This is a genomic window from Micromonospora trifolii (assembly GCF_022229005.1).
Classification (GTDB): domain Bacteria; phylum Actinomycetota; class Actinomycetes; order Mycobacteriales; family Micromonosporaceae; genus Micromonospora; species Micromonospora trifolii.
The window spans coordinates 47,321-63,716 of sequence record NZ_JAKKFD010000034.1; the positions used below are offsets into that span (position 1 = coordinate 47,321).

Annotated in this window: 13 protein-coding genes; 8 read left to right on the forward strand and 5 right to left on the reverse strand. The window is 72.3% G+C overall.

The window, feature by feature from the left end; genetic code table 11:
• Nucleotides 1–4: 4 nt before the first annotated feature.
• Nucleotides 5–1,819, reverse strand: coding sequence for an AMP-dependent synthetase/ligase (locus NIE79_RS20490; RefSeq protein WP_238680094.1), 1,815 nt, complete (start codon nucleotides 1,817–1,819; stop codon nucleotides 5–7).
• Nucleotides 1,820–1,937: 118 nt separating this feature from the next.
• Here NIE79_RS20490 and NIE79_RS20495 point away from each other — a divergent pair, with 118 nt between their 5' ends.
• The 6 genes from NIE79_RS20495 (at nucleotide 1,938) to NIE79_RS20520 (ending at nucleotide 7,255) form a co-directional block, all read left to right on the forward strand.
• A complete protein-coding gene (locus NIE79_RS20495) occupies nucleotides 1,938–2,393 on the forward strand; it encodes an SRPBCC family protein (protein ID WP_238680095.1) in 456 nt (151 codons plus the stop codon).
• 31 nt (nucleotides 2,394–2,424) lie between these two features.
• Nucleotides 2,425–3,129, forward strand: coding sequence for a hypothetical protein (locus tag NIE79_RS20500; protein ID WP_238680096.1), 705 nt, complete (start codon nucleotides 2,425–2,427; stop codon nucleotides 3,127–3,129).
• A gap of 75 nt (nucleotides 3,130–3,204) precedes the next feature.
• Nucleotides 3,205–4,152: an ROK family glucokinase gene (locus NIE79_RS20505; RefSeq protein WP_238680097.1), complete on the forward strand. Its 948-nt coding sequence runs from the start codon at nucleotides 3,205–3,207 to the stop codon at nucleotides 4,150–4,152.
• A gap of 11 nt (nucleotides 4,153–4,163) precedes the next feature.
• On the forward strand, nucleotides 4,164–4,856 hold the full coding sequence (locus NIE79_RS20510) for an endonuclease/exonuclease/phosphatase family protein (RefSeq protein ID WP_372471695.1): 693 nt from the start codon (nucleotides 4,164–4,166) through the stop codon (nucleotides 4,854–4,856).
• Nucleotides 4,857–4,974: 118 nt separating this feature from the next.
• The gene (locus NIE79_RS20515) at nucleotides 4,975–6,381 is read left to right on the forward strand and encodes a flavin-containing monooxygenase (protein WP_238680098.1); all 1,407 of its coding nucleotides are present in this window, start codon (nucleotides 4,975–4,977) and stop codon (nucleotides 6,379–6,381) included.
• A gap of 79 nt (nucleotides 6,382–6,460) precedes the next feature.
• The gene (locus tag NIE79_RS20520; protein WP_238680270.1) at nucleotides 6,461–7,255 is read left to right on the forward strand and encodes an alpha/beta hydrolase; all 795 of its coding nucleotides are present in this window, start codon (nucleotides 6,461–6,463) and stop codon (nucleotides 7,253–7,255) included.
• A gap of 19 nt (nucleotides 7,256–7,274) precedes the next feature.
• Here NIE79_RS20520 and NIE79_RS20525 read toward each other — a convergent pair whose 3' ends face one another.
• On the reverse strand, nucleotides 7,275–8,771 hold the full coding sequence (locus NIE79_RS20525; RefSeq protein WP_238680099.1) for an alpha,alpha-trehalose-phosphate synthase (UDP-forming): 1,497 nt from the start codon (nucleotides 8,769–8,771) through the stop codon (nucleotides 7,275–7,277).
• 158 nt (nucleotides 8,772–8,929) lie between these two features.
• On the reverse strand, nucleotides 8,930–9,781 hold the full coding sequence (locus NIE79_RS20530; RefSeq protein ID WP_238680100.1) for a DUF308 domain-containing protein: 852 nt from the start codon (nucleotides 9,779–9,781) through the stop codon (nucleotides 8,930–8,932).
• A 322-nt stretch (nucleotides 9,782–10,103) separates the two neighbouring features.
• Between NIE79_RS20530 and NIE79_RS20535 the strand changes: the two genes are divergently transcribed.
• Nucleotides 10,104–10,796 carry a lysophospholipid acyltransferase family protein gene (locus tag NIE79_RS20535; protein ID WP_238680101.1) on the forward strand — a complete coding sequence of 231 codons (693 nt, stop codon included), beginning with the start codon at nucleotides 10,104–10,106 and terminating at the stop codon, nucleotides 10,794–10,796.
• Nucleotides 10,797–10,824: 28 nt separating this feature from the next.
• Here the strand turns inward: NIE79_RS20535 and NIE79_RS20540 are convergent, their stop codons facing one another.
• Complete coding sequence (locus tag NIE79_RS20540) at nucleotides 10,825–14,313, reverse strand: AAA family ATPase (protein ID WP_274524409.1); 3,489 nt, start codon at nucleotides 14,311–14,313, stop codon at nucleotides 10,825–10,827.
• Nucleotides 14,314–14,444: 131 nt separating this feature from the next.
• Here NIE79_RS20540 and NIE79_RS20545 point away from each other — a divergent pair, with 131 nt between their 5' ends.
• Complete coding sequence (locus NIE79_RS20545) at nucleotides 14,445–14,702, forward strand: hypothetical protein (protein ID WP_196918950.1); 258 nt, start codon at nucleotides 14,445–14,447, stop codon at nucleotides 14,700–14,702.
• A gap of 56 nt (nucleotides 14,703–14,758) precedes the next feature.
• Here NIE79_RS20545 and NIE79_RS20550 read toward each other — a convergent pair whose 3' ends face one another.
• The gene (locus NIE79_RS20550) at nucleotides 14,759–15,979 is read right to left on the reverse strand and encodes an MFS transporter (protein WP_238680102.1); all 1,221 of its coding nucleotides are present in this window, start codon (nucleotides 15,977–15,979) and stop codon (nucleotides 14,759–14,761) included.
• Between the last annotated feature and the right edge of the window lie 417 nt (nucleotides 15,980–16,396).

Genomic DNA, 16,396 nt, shown 5'->3' on the forward strand with positions numbered 1-16,396 from the left:
GTAGTCAGCCTCGGTAGATATCGGCGATCTCCGCCGCGTACGTCTTGTGGACAACCTGACGCTTGACCTTGAGCGACGGGGTCAGCTCGCCGGTCGCCTCGGTGAAGTCGTGGGGCAGGACCCGGAACACCTTGATCGCTTCGGCCTTCGACACGGCCTGGTTCGCGGTGTCGATCGCGGTCTGGATCTCCTTGCGGAGGCCCTCGTGCTCGCGCAGCTGCTCGAGGGTGGTGTCGAGGGGCATCCCGGCGTTCTCCAGCCAGGTCGGCAGCGCCTCCTCGTCGACGGTGACCAGCGCCGCGATGAACGGCTTCCGGTCACCGACCACGACACACTGGCTGATCAGCGGGTGCGCCCGGACCAGGTCCTCCAGCACCGCCGGGGCGACGTTCTTGCCGCCGGCGGTGACGATCAGCTCCTTCTTGCGGCCGGTGATGCTCAGGTAGCCGTCGGAGTCGAGCTGGCCCAGGTCGCCGGTGCGGAACCAGCCGTCGTCGCTGATCGTCTCGGCGGTTGCGGTCTCGTTGCGCCAGTAGCCCTGGAAGACCAGCTCGCCGGAGATCAGGATCTCGCCGTCGTCCTCGATCCGCACTGTCACGCCGGGCAGCGGACGGCCGACCGTGCCCATCCGGGTGCCGCTGGGCAGGTTCGCGGCGGCGGCGGGCGAGGTCTCGGTGAGGCCGTAGCCCTCCAGGACCGTCACGCCGATGCCCCGGAAGAAGTGGCCCAGCCGGGCGCCGAGTGGCGCGCCGCCGGAGATCGCGTCCCGGCACCGTCCGCCGAGCGCGGCGCGCAGCTTGCGGTAGACCAGCCGGTCGAAGACCGCGTGCTGGGCGCGCAGCGCCAGGCCCGGTCCGCCGGGGGTCTCCAGCGCCTCGCTGTACGCGATGGCGACCTGCTCGGCGCGGGCGAAGATGCCGCCCTTGCCGTCCGCCTCGGCCTTCTGCTTGGCGGCGTTGTAGACCTTCTCGAACACCCGGGGTACGGAGAGCACGAAGGTCGGCCGGAACGCCTGCAGCTCGGCGACCAGGTTCTTGGTGTCGGCGCAGTGCGCCATGGTGGCTCGCGCCTGCACGACGCCGATCTGGATGAGTCGGGCGAAGGCGTGCGCCAGCGGGAGGAAGAGCAGGGTGGTCGCGCCGGCGTTGAACAGGTTCGGCAGCACCGGCACCGCGTTGGCGATGTCGGCGTACATGTTGCGGTGGGTGAGCACGCAGCCCTTGGGCCGGCCGGTGGTGCCGCTGGTGTAGATGATCGTGGCCAGGTCGCCGGCGCGGACGGCCTTGCGCCGCCGCTCGACCTCGGCCAGCTCGACAGTGGCGCCGGTGGTGACCAGCTCGTCGACCCCGCCGCTGTCGATCTGCCAGACCTGGCCCAGCTCGGGCAGCCGGTGCCGGACACCGGCGATCAGGGCGGCGTGCGCCTCGCTCTCCACCACGACGGCGACCGCGTTGGAGTCCTCGAGGATCCACGCGGCCTGCTCGGCGCTGGACGTCTCGTAGATCGGCACGGTCACCGCGCCGACGGCCCAGATGGCGTAGTCCAGCAGTGTCCACTCGTAGCGGGTGCGGCTCATCAGCCCGACCCGGACACCGGGCTCGATGCCGGCGGCGATCAGCCCGCGGGCCACGGCGGCCACCTCGTCGCGGAACTGGAGGCAGGTCACCTCGGCCCAGGCGGTGACGGCGCCGTCGGCGCTCGCGGTGGGTCGGGCGAACTGGACGGTGTCGGGCGCGACTTCGGCGTTGTCCCAGACCGGATCGGTGAGGTTGGCCGCGTCGCCAACTGTGACGATCGGCGGGACGGAGAACTCGCGCACCTGCACTCCTTCGTGCTCGCACTGGCTGGGCCGGCCGCCGCCGTGGCGTCGGCATGTGACGAAACCTACCCGGCGGGCGGTCGGGGTGAGACATCCAGGAGGCGGGTAGCCTCCCCCCATGGCGGACTCCTCCACCCAGTCGATCATCATCGGCGCCGCACCGGATCGGGTGACGGCGGTCATCTGCGACTTCGCGCGCTACCCGGAGTGGACCGACGCGGTGCGTCGTGCCGAGGTGATCGAGGAGTACGAGGACGGTTACGCCAGTCAGGTGCGTTTCACCATCGACGCCGGGGTGATGGCCGACGAGTACGTGCTCGCCTACGAGTACGCCGAGGATCTGTCCCGGATCGAGTGGCACCTGGTCGCCCCCTCGAAGATGCAGAAGGCCCAGCGTGGTTCGTACGACCTGGTGGGTAACCCGGACGGCAGCACCACTGTGACCTACACGCTGGAGGTCGACCTGTCGGTCGGCATGCTCGGAATGTTTCGGCGCAAAGCCGAGAAGATGATCATGGACACCGCGTTGAAGCAGCTCAAGCGCCGGGTAGAAGCAACCGGTGCGGCGCAGTGACGTGTCCGGTGGCACGGTAGAGGAGCCGACGGTGGGCGGAACGGATCCGGGTTCGGCCCGGGAAGAGGCGGAGCGACTGGTCGCCACACTGCTGGCGGGGGCACGACTGGCCTCCGCGGGCTCGGCGGGCGGCGCGTTCGGTTCGTTGGGCGGGATGTTGTCCGGTGTCCTCGGTCACAGCGCGGGCCCGGACGCCAGCCCTGGCACCGGTGGTGCTTTCGCCACCGGTTCGGCCGAATGTTGCGTCTGCCCGGTCTGTCGGGGCATCGCCGCGTTGCGGGACCCGAGTCCGGAATTCGCCGAACGGCTCGCGACCGGCGCCGGTGACCTCGCCGCGGGCGTCGCCAGCCTGCTCCGCGCGTTCTCCCCGGCGGAACCGTCCGCGCCGAGCTCCGCCGAGCCGGCCGCGGAGCCGACCGCCCCGGCCTCGCCGGCACCCACCGCGAGCACCGACGACGTGTTCCCCGCGCCGGCACCGGGCGCCCCGCCCACCGCGACGGTCGACGACCACGTGTGGCGCGATGCCACCCGTACCGGGCATGATTCTCAGCCGGCGCCGGAGCGGGATGTCTGGTCGGTCGCCACCCGGACGGCGGACCCACTCGCCCCGGCCGCCGTACCACCCGTCGACGAGGCCGGGACGGCGACCGTACCGGCACCGACCACCCGTCCCGTGGTGCCCGCCTCGCGGGTGCCCGATGACGCCGACGCGGAAGCATCGGGCGACGGCGCCTGAACGCGGGACCTTCCGACCCCGACCGGCACTGGGCCGGGACCGGGCCGGACAGCACAGCAGAGGGGGGCGGTAGCGGTGACGCTGACCATCGGAGTCGACGTCGGTGGCACGAAGGTGGCCGGCGGTGTCGTGGACGACACCGGCGCGGTCCTCGTGCAGACCCGACGGGACACTCCCGCCGATGACGTGGCCAAGACCCGCGACGTCATCATCGAGTTGGTCGGCGAGCTGGCTGCCGGGCGGACCATCGAGGCCGTCGGCATCGGCGCGGCCGGTTGGATCGACGCCAGCCGTTCGACGGTGCTCTTCGCTCCCAACCTGGCCTGGCGTGACGAACCGCTGCGCGAGTACGTCAGCGAGGCCGTCGGGCTGCCCGTGATCGTGGAGAACGACGGGAACGTCGCCGCGTGGGCCGAGTTCCGCTACGGCGCGGCCCGCGACGCCGACGACTCGATGATCATGTTCACCATCGGCACCGGTGTGGGCGGCGGCATCGTCCTCGGTGGCGACCTGATGCGTGGCGCGCACGGCATCGCCGCGGAGTTGGGCCACATGCTGGCCGTGCCGGACGGGCACCAGTGCGGTTGCGGCCGGCTGGGCTGCATCGAGCAGTACGCCAGCGGCAGCGCCCTGGTCCGGTTCGCCCGGGCCGGCGCCCGGCAGGAGCCCAACCGGGCCGCCGCCCTGCTGAAGCTGGCCGGCGGCGAGGCCGAGGCGATCACCGGCCCGATGGTGACCGCCGCCGCGCAGGGCGGCGACCCGGTCTCCGCCGAGGCGTTCGCCCAGATCGGCCGGTGGCTGGGCACCAGCCTCGCCGACATGGCGCAGATCCTCGACCCGCAGACCCTGGTGGTCGGCGGTGGGGTGATCGACGCCGGTGACCTGCTGCTCGGCCCCACCCGTCGCTCGTACCTCGACGCGCTCGCCCAGCGGGGTCGCCTGCCGGTGGCCGAGGTGCTCCCGGCGGAGCTGGGCAACAGCGCCGGGGTGATCGGCGCCGCTGACCTGGCCCGCCGGATCTGAGGCGGTCCGGGATGGGCGTGCCGCTGCGCGTGGTGTCGTACAACATCCACAGCCAGCGCGACGACACCGCCGCCCTGGCGGCGGTGGTCCGGGCCGCGACGCCGGACGTGGTGATCGTGCAGGAGGGGCCGCGCCGGTTCCGGTGGCGGCAGAAGTCCGCCACGTTGGCCGAGTCGTTCGGTCTGGTGGTGGCCGCCGGCGGGCTGCCCGCCCTGGGCAACCTGCTCCTGACCAGCCTGCGGGTCCAGGTGCTGGACACCCGCTGCCAGCGCTTTCCGCTGACCCCCGGCCGGCACCTGCGCGGCGCCGCGTACGCCGACTGCCGGGTCGGTGACGCCCGGTTCACCCTCGCCGGCTCGCACCTGTCCACCGACCCGGCCGAGCGGCCCTCCCAGGCCACCGAGTTCAAGCGTGGCCTGGACGCGGCGACCAGCCCGGTGTTGGCCGGGGCGGACCTCAACGAGGGTCCGGACGGGCCCGCCTGGGCCACCGTGTCGCGCGGGTTGACCGACGCGGCGGTGGCGGCCGACCGGGCCGAGCGGCTCACCTACTCCTGCGCCGACCCGCGCCGGCGCATCGACGCGCTCTTCGTCGACCCGCGGATCACAGTGGTCGACTACGACGTGGTGGACACCCCGCAGACCCGCCGGGCCAGCGACCACTTCCCGGTCCTGGTCGACCTGCTGCTGCCCACCACCGGCTGACCCCCGACCCCGGCTCGACAAGTCGGCGGGTCCGGCTCAGGACTGGACATCCGGCCCGGTTGTGGAGAGGATTTCGCGGCGACCGGCACGCCTGCCGTACCAAAAGGAGATGTCCCCGGTGTCCACCTCCACCGACCACGGCCGGCCCGACCCGGAGGCGACCTCGCCCGCGTCGAACAGCGACGGCCGCCCGGTCTCCGACCGGGGCGACACGGTCTGCGTCATCGGGGCCGGGGCCAGCGGCCTGACGGCCATCAAGAACCTGCGCGAACACGGGTTCGGCGTGGACTGCTACGAGCGGGAGACGGGCGTCGGTGGCGCCTGGAACTGGCGGCACGACCGCAGCCCGGTGTACGCCAGCACCCACCTGATCTCGTCGAAGCCGTTCACCCAGTTTCCCGACTTCCCGATGCCGGACTCCTGGCCGGACTACCCGCACCACGGTCAGCTGCTGTCCTACTTCGAGCGGTACGCCGACCACTTCGACCTGCGCTCGCACATCTGGTTCGGCACCGAGGTGATCCGCGTCGAGCCCGTCGAGGGCGATCGGTGGGACGTGACCACCCGCTCCACCGGCGGGTACGGCCCGGAGCGCACCGCCCGGTACGCCGCCGTGGTGATCGCCAACGGCCACAACTGGTCGCCGAAGCTGCCCCGCTACGAGGGCCTCGAACAGTTCCGCGGCGAGATCATGCACGCCTCGTCCTACAAGGACCCGGCGCAGCTGCGCGGCAAGCGCGTGCTGGTGGTCGGTGCCGGCAACACCGGCTGCGACATCGCCGTCGAGGCCGCCCAGCAGGCGTCGCGCTGCTGGCACTCCACCCGGCGCGGCTACTGGTACGCGCCGAAGTACGTGCTCGGTCGCCCCGCCGACCAGGTCAACGACAGCCTGTTGGCGCTGCGGGTGCCGCTGCGGGTGCGGCAGTGGCTCTACCACTGGACGCTGCGGCTGACCGTCGGCGACCTGACCCGCTTCGGCCTGCCCAAGCCCGACCACCGGGTGTACGAGACGCACCCGATCGCGAACAGTCAGCTCGTCTACTACGTGGGTCACGGCGGGATCGGCCCGGTGCCGGACGTCGCCCGGTTCCACCCGTACGCCGTGGAGTTGGCCGACGGTCGCGAGATCGACCCCGAGGTGGTCGTCTTCGCCACCGGTTACCTGCCGCGCTTCGAGTTCCTCGACGCGTCGGTGTTCGGTGACAGCGCGGGAGCGGGCCGGCCCACGCTGTGGCTCAACGCGTTCACCCCGGGGCACCCGACGTTGGCCGTCGCCGGCCTGCTGCAACCGGACTCCGGGCTGTTCACCCTGTCGCACTGGCAGACGGTGCTCTTCGCCCGGCTGCTACAGGCCCGCCGGGACCGGCCGGAACGGGCCACGGCGTTCGCCCAGCGGGTGCGGGACCGGGCCGGGGAGCGGTACTCCGGGCCGGTCAAGGACAGCAGCCGGCACTGGTTCGAGGTCGGGCACGCCGACTACCTGCGCGCCATCCAAAGCGCCCTAAGCGAGCTGGAGGGCAAGTGAGCGCGAGGAGTGAGCTTGCGAGCCCCGCAGTCGCGAACGAAAGGCTGGCACGGTGAGCGCGAACAGTGAACTGCGGATCATGCGGGGTCGGGAGTGGTCCCGGCCGGTCCGGCCGGCCCGGCGGGAGGTGCTCAGCGCGGTCCCCGAGCTGGAGGAGGGGCGCCCGCCGCTGCTCTTCGTACCCGGGTTCGGGCACGGCGCGTGGGCGTTCGCCGAGCACTGGTTGGGTCACGCGGCGTCGCGGGGGTTCTCGGCGTACGCGGTGAGCCTGCGCGGGCACGGTGGCAGCGAGCCGGCGCCGGAGGCGACGCTGCGGGCGTACGCCCACGATGTGGTCCAGGTGGCCGCGAGCCTGCCGCGGCAGGCGGTGCTGGTGGGGCACGGCGCCGGGGCCCTGGTGGTGGCGCACGCGTTGGCCCGCTACCCGGCGCGGGGCGCGGTGCTGGTGGCGCCGGTCTTCGGCGGCTGGGGAGTGCTGGGCGCGGCGTTGCGCCGCAACCCGGCGGGCACGTTGCCGGCGGTGTTCGGCGGGCCGTTGCGGCTCAACCGGGGGCAGTTGTTCAGCCGTGAGTTGCCCGACGAGGAGGCCCGGCGGTACGTCGGACGCCTCGGTCGGGCGGGTCGGCGGGCGCAGTGGGCGCTGCTGGGTGAGCCGGTGGCCGAGCCGGCCGTGGGCGCGCCTCCGGTGTTGGTGCTGGGCAGCCCGGACGACCGGGTGGTGCCGGCGTCGACGTTGACCCGGGTGGCCCGCCGCTACGGGTCGGCCCCGTTGCTCTTCCCCGGGATGGGCCACGACCTGATGCTGGACGCGCGGTGGGCGGAGCCGATCGACGCGATCCTGGACTGGCTGGAGAAGGAGCCGGCGGCGCACTGAGCAGCCGGGCCGCCGCCGGTCAGCCGCCGGCCTGGTGGACGGCCGGGCTGCCGGTCGGGGTGGTTGGTCGGGGCACCCGAGCGGTGCCGTCGGAACCGGCGTCGGTGCTGGTCAGGCGACTGACCAGGGCGCCGCCCTCGTCCAGGGCGTGCAGGTAGGAGCGGGCCCAGGCCCGGATGTCGTGCTGGTGCAGGTGGGCGCGCATGGCAAGCATCCGCTGGGTGCTGTCGGCCGGGTCGGCCCGCAGCGCCGCGCGCAGGCCCTGCTTGAGTCCTTCCAGGTCGTGCGGGTTGACCAGGTACGCCTGGGACAGTTCGGCGGCGGTGCCGGCGAACTCGCTGAGCAGCAGTGCGCCAGTGTCGTCGACCCGCGCGGCAACGTACTCCTTGGCGACCAGGTTCATTCCGTCGCGCAACGGGGTCACCGCCATCACGTCGGCGACCCGGTAGAGCGCGGCCAGTTCGGCCCGGTCGAAGGGCTGGGTGAGGTAGTGGATCGCCGGCTCGCCGACCCGGCCGAACTCGCCGTTGATCCGGCCGACCTCGCGCTCGATGCGCTCGCGCAGGATCTGGTACTGGCCGACGCGTTCCCGGCTCGGCATGGCGACCTGCACCAGCACCGTGTCGCGGACCTTGACGTCGCCGCTGGCGAGCAACTCGCTGTACGCCTTGAGGCGCTGCTCGATGCCCTTGGTGTAGTCCATCCGGTCCACGCTGAGGATGACCTGCCGGGGATCGCCGAGGTCCTGGCGGAGTCGGTGGGCCCGGGCGGCCACGTCCGGGCGGTCGGCGAGCGCTGCCATCTCGGCGGTGTCGATGGAGACCGGGAATGCGCCGATGCGGACGACCCGGTCGTCGATGCCGATCCGCCGGTCGGTGGCCGGCAGCTCCAGCACCCGGGTCACCAACTGGGCGAAGTTGTGTGCCGCCTGCACCCGCTGGAAGCCGACCAGGTCGGCTCCGAGCATGCCGCGCAGCAGTTCGGCCCGGCGGGGCAGTTGCATGAACAGCTCCGGCGGTGGGAACGGCACGTGCAGGAAGAACCCGATGCGCAGGTCCGGCCGGAGCGCGCGCAGCAGACCGGGGACCAGTTGCAGGTGGTAATCCTGCACCCAGACCACCCCGCCCGGCTCGGCCACCTCCGCTGTCGCCTCGGCGAAGCGCTGGTTGACCCGCTGGTACGCCTCCCACCAGCGGCGGTGGTGCTGCGGCTGCTCCACGGAGTCGTGGTAGAGGGGCCAGAGGGTGGCGTTGGCGAACCCCTCGTAGTGATCGCGCAGGTCTTCCGGGCTGAGCGCGACGGTGTGCATCCGCACGCCGTCCACGTCCGGCAGGGCGGGGGCCGGCCCGGTGCCACCGGCCCAGCCGACCCAGGTCGCCGGGGTGTGCCGCAGGAGCGGGTGCAGCGCGCTGACCAACCCACCCGGGCTGCGCCGCCACTCGCAGGCCCCGTCGGGGGCCTGATTGTCGTCGATGGGGAGGCGGTTGGCGACCACCACGAGAGAACTCTGTCGCATCTCGGGCATTCCGATCAGCAGAGGACTGACCGCCGCGAGCAAGGAAAAACCGGTCAGTCAGCGGGGGAAGTGACGTACAGCGGTATTCCTACTGACAGTAAGTTACACCACTGTTACGCGCCCGGCGGGGCGCTGCCGTCCCGGGATGCGGGCCGACCTCAGACGACGGCGCCGTTGTCCGGGTCGTCCTCGTCCTCGTCGCCGGGGCGCAACCGCCAGATCAGCGTGACGAAACCGGCCAGGATGCCGGTGAACCCGAACAGGGTGACCGCCGAGCGGTCGATCGGGAGCAGCCACGGGAAGAGGAACAGCACGAACCCGACGACCACCCCGAGCACGCCGATCACCGCGTACTTGCTGACCCGCGGCAGCGGCGGCGGTGGCGGCGGGTGGTAACCCTCGTCGTCCTCGTCGTCGGGCAGGTCGGCGCCGAAGGTGTCCAACCCGTCGAGCAGCGACGGCTCGTCCGGTCGGGTGCCGCGCCCCACGGAGATCCCGGAGATGTCCGTCGCGGACGGTAGCCGGCGAACGTCGGTGGCGGTCGGACCGGGTTCGTCGGTGCCGGAGCGGGTCAGCGGCCCGGAGGTCGACTCGTCACGGGTGTCCCGTTCGTCCACGTCCTCCGAAGCCGGCCACGGGTGGTCACCGGGCGTGGAGGTGGTGTGGAAGCCTGCCACGATCCGTGCCCACTCGGCGTCGATGTCCGGTTCGTCGCGGGCCGGTGGCTGCTCCGGAGCGGTCTCGTCGGCGAGCTGGGTCAGGTAGTCCCGTGCGGTGGTCAGGTGCGAGCGGTCGACGTAGAGCCGGTCGACCGGCCGGGCCGGCACCGTGGTGGTGCGGGTGACCGGGTTGAGGTCGGCGGAGGGCTGGAGGTAGGCGGCGATCCCACCGGCGGCCAGCACGTCGAGCAGGTGCTCACCGACGCGCGGATCGACGTCGCCGACGACGGCGTACTCGTTCGCGTCGAGCCCGTTGTCCCGCCGTCCCCGGCGGGCCCCACCCGCTGACACCCGGACATCCCCCTTAACGCGCCTTCCGGCGCGGCCACCGCTGCCCTTCGGCGCCCGTGCGCACGCCGTGCTCTGAATCGTGACACGTCAGGGCATGGTTCCGGGAGTGCGTTGTGTCGCGTCTTCCAAAGTCACGGCTGCTCCCGCAGGTCGCGGCGGGGCTTCTTTGTCCGTTCTTGCGCGACAAGTGCGATCTCGGTGATCGCTGGCGGCTCGATGCCTCGGCCCTGTTCTCGTCCGTTGTGGTGAGAGCGCTCGCTTCGTAGGCTCGGCGGCGACGACGGCTGGCGCTGTCGCGGGCACACCACGGGAAAGGACGCCGGTGCTCTACTGGCTGCTGAAGTACGTCATCCTCGGTCCGCTGCTCAAGCTGATCTTCCGCCCGCAGGTGGAGGGCCTGCGTAACGTGCCGGCGACCGGCCCGGTGATCCTGGCGAGCAACCACCTCTCCTTCTCCGACTCGATCTTCACTCCGTTGATCACCGCCCGGAAGGTCACCTTCGTCGCCAAGGCCGAGTACTTCACCGGCAAGGGGATCAAGGGCTGGCTGACCAAGATGTTCTTCGTCGGCACCGGCACGATTCCGGTGGACCGTTCCGGCGGCCGGGCCGCGCGTGCCGCCCTGGACACCCAGTTGCAGGTGCTGCGCGCCGGGGGAGTGGCCGGCATCTACCCCGAGGGCACCCGCTCTCCGGACGGGCGGCTCTACCGGGGCAAGACCGGGGTGGCCCGGCTGGCCCTGGAGAGCGGCGCGGTGGTGGTGCCGGTGGCGATGCTCAACGCCGACGAGATCCAGCCGCCGGGCAAGCTCATCCCCAAGATCGATCGGGTGAAGATCCGGTTCGGGGCGCCGCTGGACTTCTCCCGCTACGCCGGGCTGGCCGGCGACCGGTTCGTCGAGCGCGCGGTCACCGACGAGATCATGTACGAGTTGATGGAGCTCTCCGGTCGGGAGTACGTCGACGTCTACGCCCAGAAGCTCAAGGAGCCCGTCCCGGCGCCGCTGGCCGCCTGAGCCACCGCCCTGCCGGCCCGCCCTGCGGTCAGGGCAGGTGGAGCAGGGCGGGGGCTTGGTGACGGGTGGCGAAGTCGTGCAGGCGGGCGCGGGTCGCCACGGCGGCGGGTGGGTCGGTCTCGGCGAGCGGGCCGATGGCCAGCGCCAGCGTGATGACCTCGTCGGTCACGTCGGTCATCCGGGCGTAGCTCGCCGCCGCCGAGCGCAGCAGGTTCGCCGCTGTCGAGGCGTCCCCGGCGTGCCGGGCCAGCGTGGCGTCGGCGACCTGACCGGCGGCGTCAGCCCACGGTGTCATCCGGGGCGCCCGGTCGAGCAGCTGCCGGACCAGCCGGGCCGCGTCCGCGCCGAGCACCCCGGCGACGTGCCCGACGGCCGGCACCCACTCCGCGAACGGAATCATCCGGGTCCGTTGCCAGTCCTCGTCCAGCTCGGTGAGCAGCGCCATCGCCTCGTCGCGGCGGCCCTGCACCGCCCGGCAGAGGGCGGCGTGCGCCAGGGTGGAACGCAGCACCCTGTGGAAACCGGTGCGCCGAGCCGCGACCAGCGCCTGCTCGACCAGATCCCCACCCGGCCCGTCCGGCCCCGCGGCTTCGTCGGGCCCGACCAGCTCGGCTCCGGCCAGCCCGCGCATCCAACCCGAGACCGCCACGATGTGCAGATCCCACTCCGCGGTCGGCCGTCGGGTCGACTCCGCCGCCATCGCCAGTGCCGCCGTCCAGTCACCCGCGTAGTACGACCGCGCCCACTCGTCGGCGAAGCTGGTGGCCAGACTGTGCTCGCCGCCCAGGTCGAGGGTGAGCTGCTCGTCGACCAACCGGGCCGAGCCGGCCAGGTCGCCCTCCTCCTGCAACGCCCAGGCCAGGTTCTGCACGGCCCGGCGTCGACTGGTCAGCCGCTCCACCCGGCAGTGCTCGGTCACCTCCGCCAGCTCCGGGAACGCCGAGGCGGAGCCGGCCAGGTAGCGCGCCACGGCCAGGGTGATCCGCGCGTTGGCCTGGACCTCGCGCAGCTGGAGCCGCTCGGCGAGGGACGCTGCCGCCCGTGCGGCGGTGCACGCCGGCTCGGTCTCCGCGTTGAGCATGTGCACCCGGGCCAGCTCCAGCAGGGCGCCCGCCTTCTCCTGAGTGTCCGGTAGGTCGCCGTAGATGCCGATCGCCTGGTCCAGGCAGTGCAGGGTCGCCGACCGGTCGGCCCGACTCCAGGCGGCGGTGGCGAGCAGCGTCCAGGCGCGCGCCGCTCCCGTCCGGTCGCCGCTCGTGGTGAGCCGCTCGGCCAGCCGGGTGAGAGTGTCAGTGCCCCCCGCCACCAGGAAGGCGTCCCCGTCCCGATAGAACGCCAGCTCGGCGTCGAACAGCTCCAGCGCCGGGTCCGGCCCGACGTCCAGGGCCAGCGCCCGGCCGACCAGCGCGGCGGCGGTGTCCAGCGCGTGCAGCTCGTACGCCCGGCGGGCCGCCCGGTGCAGCGCGGCCCGCGCCGACGGGGCGTAGGGGGCGGTGTCCAGCCCGACCGTCCGGGCGATCTCGTGCGCCGCCCAGCGATGGTTGGCCAGCACCTCGGCCAGGTCGTACTGCCGGCCGTCGGTGAGCTGCGCCATCCAGTCGGCGGTGCGTTGGTGACGCACCACCCGCTCGGCCCTGGGCAGCCGCTGGTAGCAGACGTCGCGCACCAGGATGTGCCGGAACCGGTACTCGGGCTGGCCGGGCATCGTCGACGTGCTCTGCTCGTACACCAGGTCGCGACGTTGCAGGCGGTCCAGCGCACGCTCCACCCACTCCACCGGCCGCCCCAACGCCATCGCCACCGGCGGGGCCCAGAACACCACGCCGACCACGGCGGCGGCCTGGAGCACCGCCCGGTCGGCAGGGTCCAGCAGGTCGAGCCGGTTGGCGATGACCGCCTGCACGGTGCGGGGCATCTCCGCGCCACCGTCGAGGTCGAGGCGGGGGGTCGGACCGACAGCGTCGAGCAGGCCGCCGTCCAGCAGCATCCGGGCGTACTCCTGGGCGTAGAGCGGGTTGCCGTCGGCGAACTCGATCAACGGGGTACGCGAGCTGGAGGGCAGCGTCGCCTGCCCGAGGAGCAGCGAGTAGAGCGCGTCGATGTCGGTGTCGTGCATCGGCGGCACCGAGATGGACATCGCGCCGCTGATCGTGCCGGTCCAGGCCGGGTTCCGTTCCCGCAGCTCCGGCCGGGCGGTCGCGACGACCAGCAGCGGTACGCCGCGCGCCGACGCGCCCAGCTGCTCGACGAAGGCGAGCATCGCCTGGTCGGCCCAGTGCATGTCCTCGAAGACCAGCACTGTCGGGCCGGTGGTCGCCAGGGCGAGCAGGAACCGCCGCCACGCGGCCTCGGTCTCGCCGGGGGTGAGTCGTTCGCCGGGTACGCCGATCAGCGGCCCGAGCGCCTCGGCCAGCCGGGTCGCGTGCGGGTCGGCGAGTTGCCCCAGCCGGGACCGCAGCCGTTCGCGCAGCGCGACCGGGTCGTCGACCTCCGGCATTCCCACCCAGGTCTTCACGATGTCCGACAGGGCGGCCCAGGTGACGTTCTCGCCGAACGGCGGGCACTGCCCGACGAGCCAGGTGATCGGCGGGCCGGGCAGGCTGCCGGCGTGCCGGGCCAGTTCGCGCAGCAGCCGGCTCTTGCCCACCCCGGCCGGGCCGAACACCGTCACCAACTGGGAGGTCCGCTCGGTCACCATCCGGTGCAGCGCGTTGACCAGCAGACCGCGCTCGTGTTCCCGGTCCACCATCGGGGTCAGCTCGGCGCCGCGCGGGTCCCGGTGTGGTCGCACCTGGACGGCCAGCCAGATCCGGCTCACAGCGGACCGGCCGCGCAGGGTGACCGGTGGTTGGTCGGCGTACTCCATCTCGTGTCGGGTGGCCGACCAGGTGCTCTCGTCGACGACGACACCGCCCGGCGGGGCGAACCCCTGGAGGCGGGAGGCCGTGTTGACGACGTCTCCGGTCACGAAGGCCTGCCCACCGTCGCGGGTGGCGGAGAGGTCGACCAGGGCCTCTCCGGTCGCGATGCCGACCCGGAAGCCCAGCGGCGGCTGCGGGCCGGCGGGCTGGCGGGCCAGGTTCCGTTGCAGCTCCAGGCCGGCGCGGACGCACCGCAACGCGTCGTTGTCGGTGGCCACCGGTGCGCCGAACAGCGCCATCGCCGCGTCGCCGATGTACTTCTCGACCACCCCGCCGTACTGGTGCACGATCCGGCGCACGGTGGCGAAGTAGGTCTGTTGCAGACCGCGGGCCTGCTCCGGGTCGGCCCGCTCCGCGTAGCTGGTGAAGTCCACGATGTCGACGAAGAGCACGCTGACCTGACGCCGGTCCTCCTGCACGGTGACGACGTGGTCCCGCAGCGGTTGGCCGCAGCTGGTGCAGAAGTTGACCTCGGTGCTGTTGGCGTGCCCGCAGTGCGCACAGTTGACCCCGAGCGGCTGGCCACACCCGCCGCAGAAGCGGTCGTCCGGCCCGGCCGCGCGTGCGCAGTGTCCACACTTGAGGTCGATGTTCAGCTCCGTGGGCGAAAGAGGTCAGTATCGCGGCCGGGCGGCCAAGTCGGGTACCCGACGTGCGGACGGGCAACGGCGTCGATCGGTCGGGGTTAGTGTTCCGTACCAGGAAGTTTCATGTCAGGGAGAGTGCCGTGCAGGTACGACTGTCCGCCTCGTGGACCGATCCGGGTGGCACGCAGTGGGCGCCGGGCGACACGATCGACGTCGATGCGGTCACTCTCGCCGAACTGGAGGAGCAGGGCATGGTGGAAGAGCCTGAGGGTCAGTCGGGCGGGTCGGGGGAGACCACGACCACCTCGTCGAGCACGTCCACGGCTGGTAAGCCGACCGATCCGAAGAAGATCGGTCCGGGGCCGGGTGCGCCGCCGGCCGACGGCAAGGAGAACTGATCGTCCGGGTGCGGTCGGCGGGCCATCGGTCCGCCGGCCGCACCCGTCGTCGAGCCTCACCCGTTGGCCGCCGCGAACCTGCCCGCTGTCGGCAGCCGTAGCCCCAGGGCCCGGGTGAGCAGGGGAGCGATCAGCCCCAGGGTGGCCAGCACACCCAGCCCCGAGATGACCAGCACCCATCGTGGCCCGACCACCGCCAACAGCGGTGCGCCGACGGCGTAGGCCAGTGCCTCCGCCGCGTACGGGAACATGTAGACGGTGCCGAACACCACGCCGAGCCGTTCGGCCGGCACGTTCTGCTGGATGAGGGTGTCGGCGGCGACGTTGTGCCAGCCCGCTCCGACACCGGCGACCGCCTGACCGGCGATGGCGAGCGCGATCACCGGGCTGAGACCGGTGACCAGCGTTCCGGCGCCGAGCGCGAGCAGCGCGCCGTAGAGGACCAGGTCCATCCGGATGCGTACACCGGTTCTCGCCAGGCACATCGGACCGAGCACCATGCCGACGCCGTAGGCGGTGCCCAGCAAACCGATAGTGACCTCGGTGGCGCCCAGTTCGGCGCGTCCGAGGGGGACGATGGCGAGGTTGTCCAGCGCGGCGAACATCACCATCACCAGGAAGCCGACCGAGACCGCACGGACGACGCTGTGCCCTCGGACCACCCGCAGCCCTTCGCGCAGCACCGTGTGCAGTGGCTCGGACCGGCGGGTCGCGCCGGTCGTCGAGAGTGTCCGGACTCCGCCGATCAGCAACGCGGAGAGGACGAAGGTCGCCGCGTCCACCAGCAGCGTTGCGGTCAGCCCGAGGGTCGCCAGCAGGAGGCCACCGACGGCTGGCCCGGCAGCGAGCCCGATGTTGACACCGGTCGCGAGTTGCGCGTTCGCCGCCGGCAGTTGCTCGCGTTCGACAAGGCGGGGGAGCAGGCTGCGTCCGGCGGGAGTGAACGCGGTGGCGGCCGTGGTAGCAGCGGTGATCAGCGCCAGCAGGACGGGCAGCGGCGGCGCGAGCAGCGCGACGGCGAGGTACGTCAACGCCTGGGCGGTGTCGCAACCGATCATCAGCCGGCGCTGGTCGAACCGGTCGGCCAGGGCACCGAGCAACGGTCCGAGCAGGCGGGGCACCGTCGACGCCAGCAGCAGCAGGGCGACCGCGCCGCCACCGTGTCGGTCGTAGACGGCGATCAGCAGCGCCGTCCGGGCCAGCTGGTCACCGGTGTACGACACCAGGCGCGCCGACCAGTACCGACGAAATGCGACATTGCCGCGGAGTAATGACATGACCGGTGGCTCCTCACTGCTGCGGGTATGTCGGCACGGGCCCTGGAACAGGGGCGGGCGCGGCAACCTTGTCAGCGCGGTGTGGGGGCCAACAACCGCTCTTCAGCCAGTGATTCATGTCGATTTGTCCTATTTCGTCCCAACGCTCTACGCCATAGCGTTCCTTGGCAAGACAGGCACGACAGGCACCACACATCGACCAGGGGGACGACATGGCGACCACGACGACGACCACCACGACCGCGAGTGGCTGGGCCGGACCGGGTATCTGGGCCGGACCGGGCTTCTGGGCTGGACCGGGCTTCTGGGCGGGCCCCGGCTACCAGTCGGCCGCGACCCGTTGGCCGGGCGCGACCCGCTGAGCCCGCTCCGCTGAACCGCGAGAACGGTGACGCCGGCTGCCACTGGCAGCCGGCG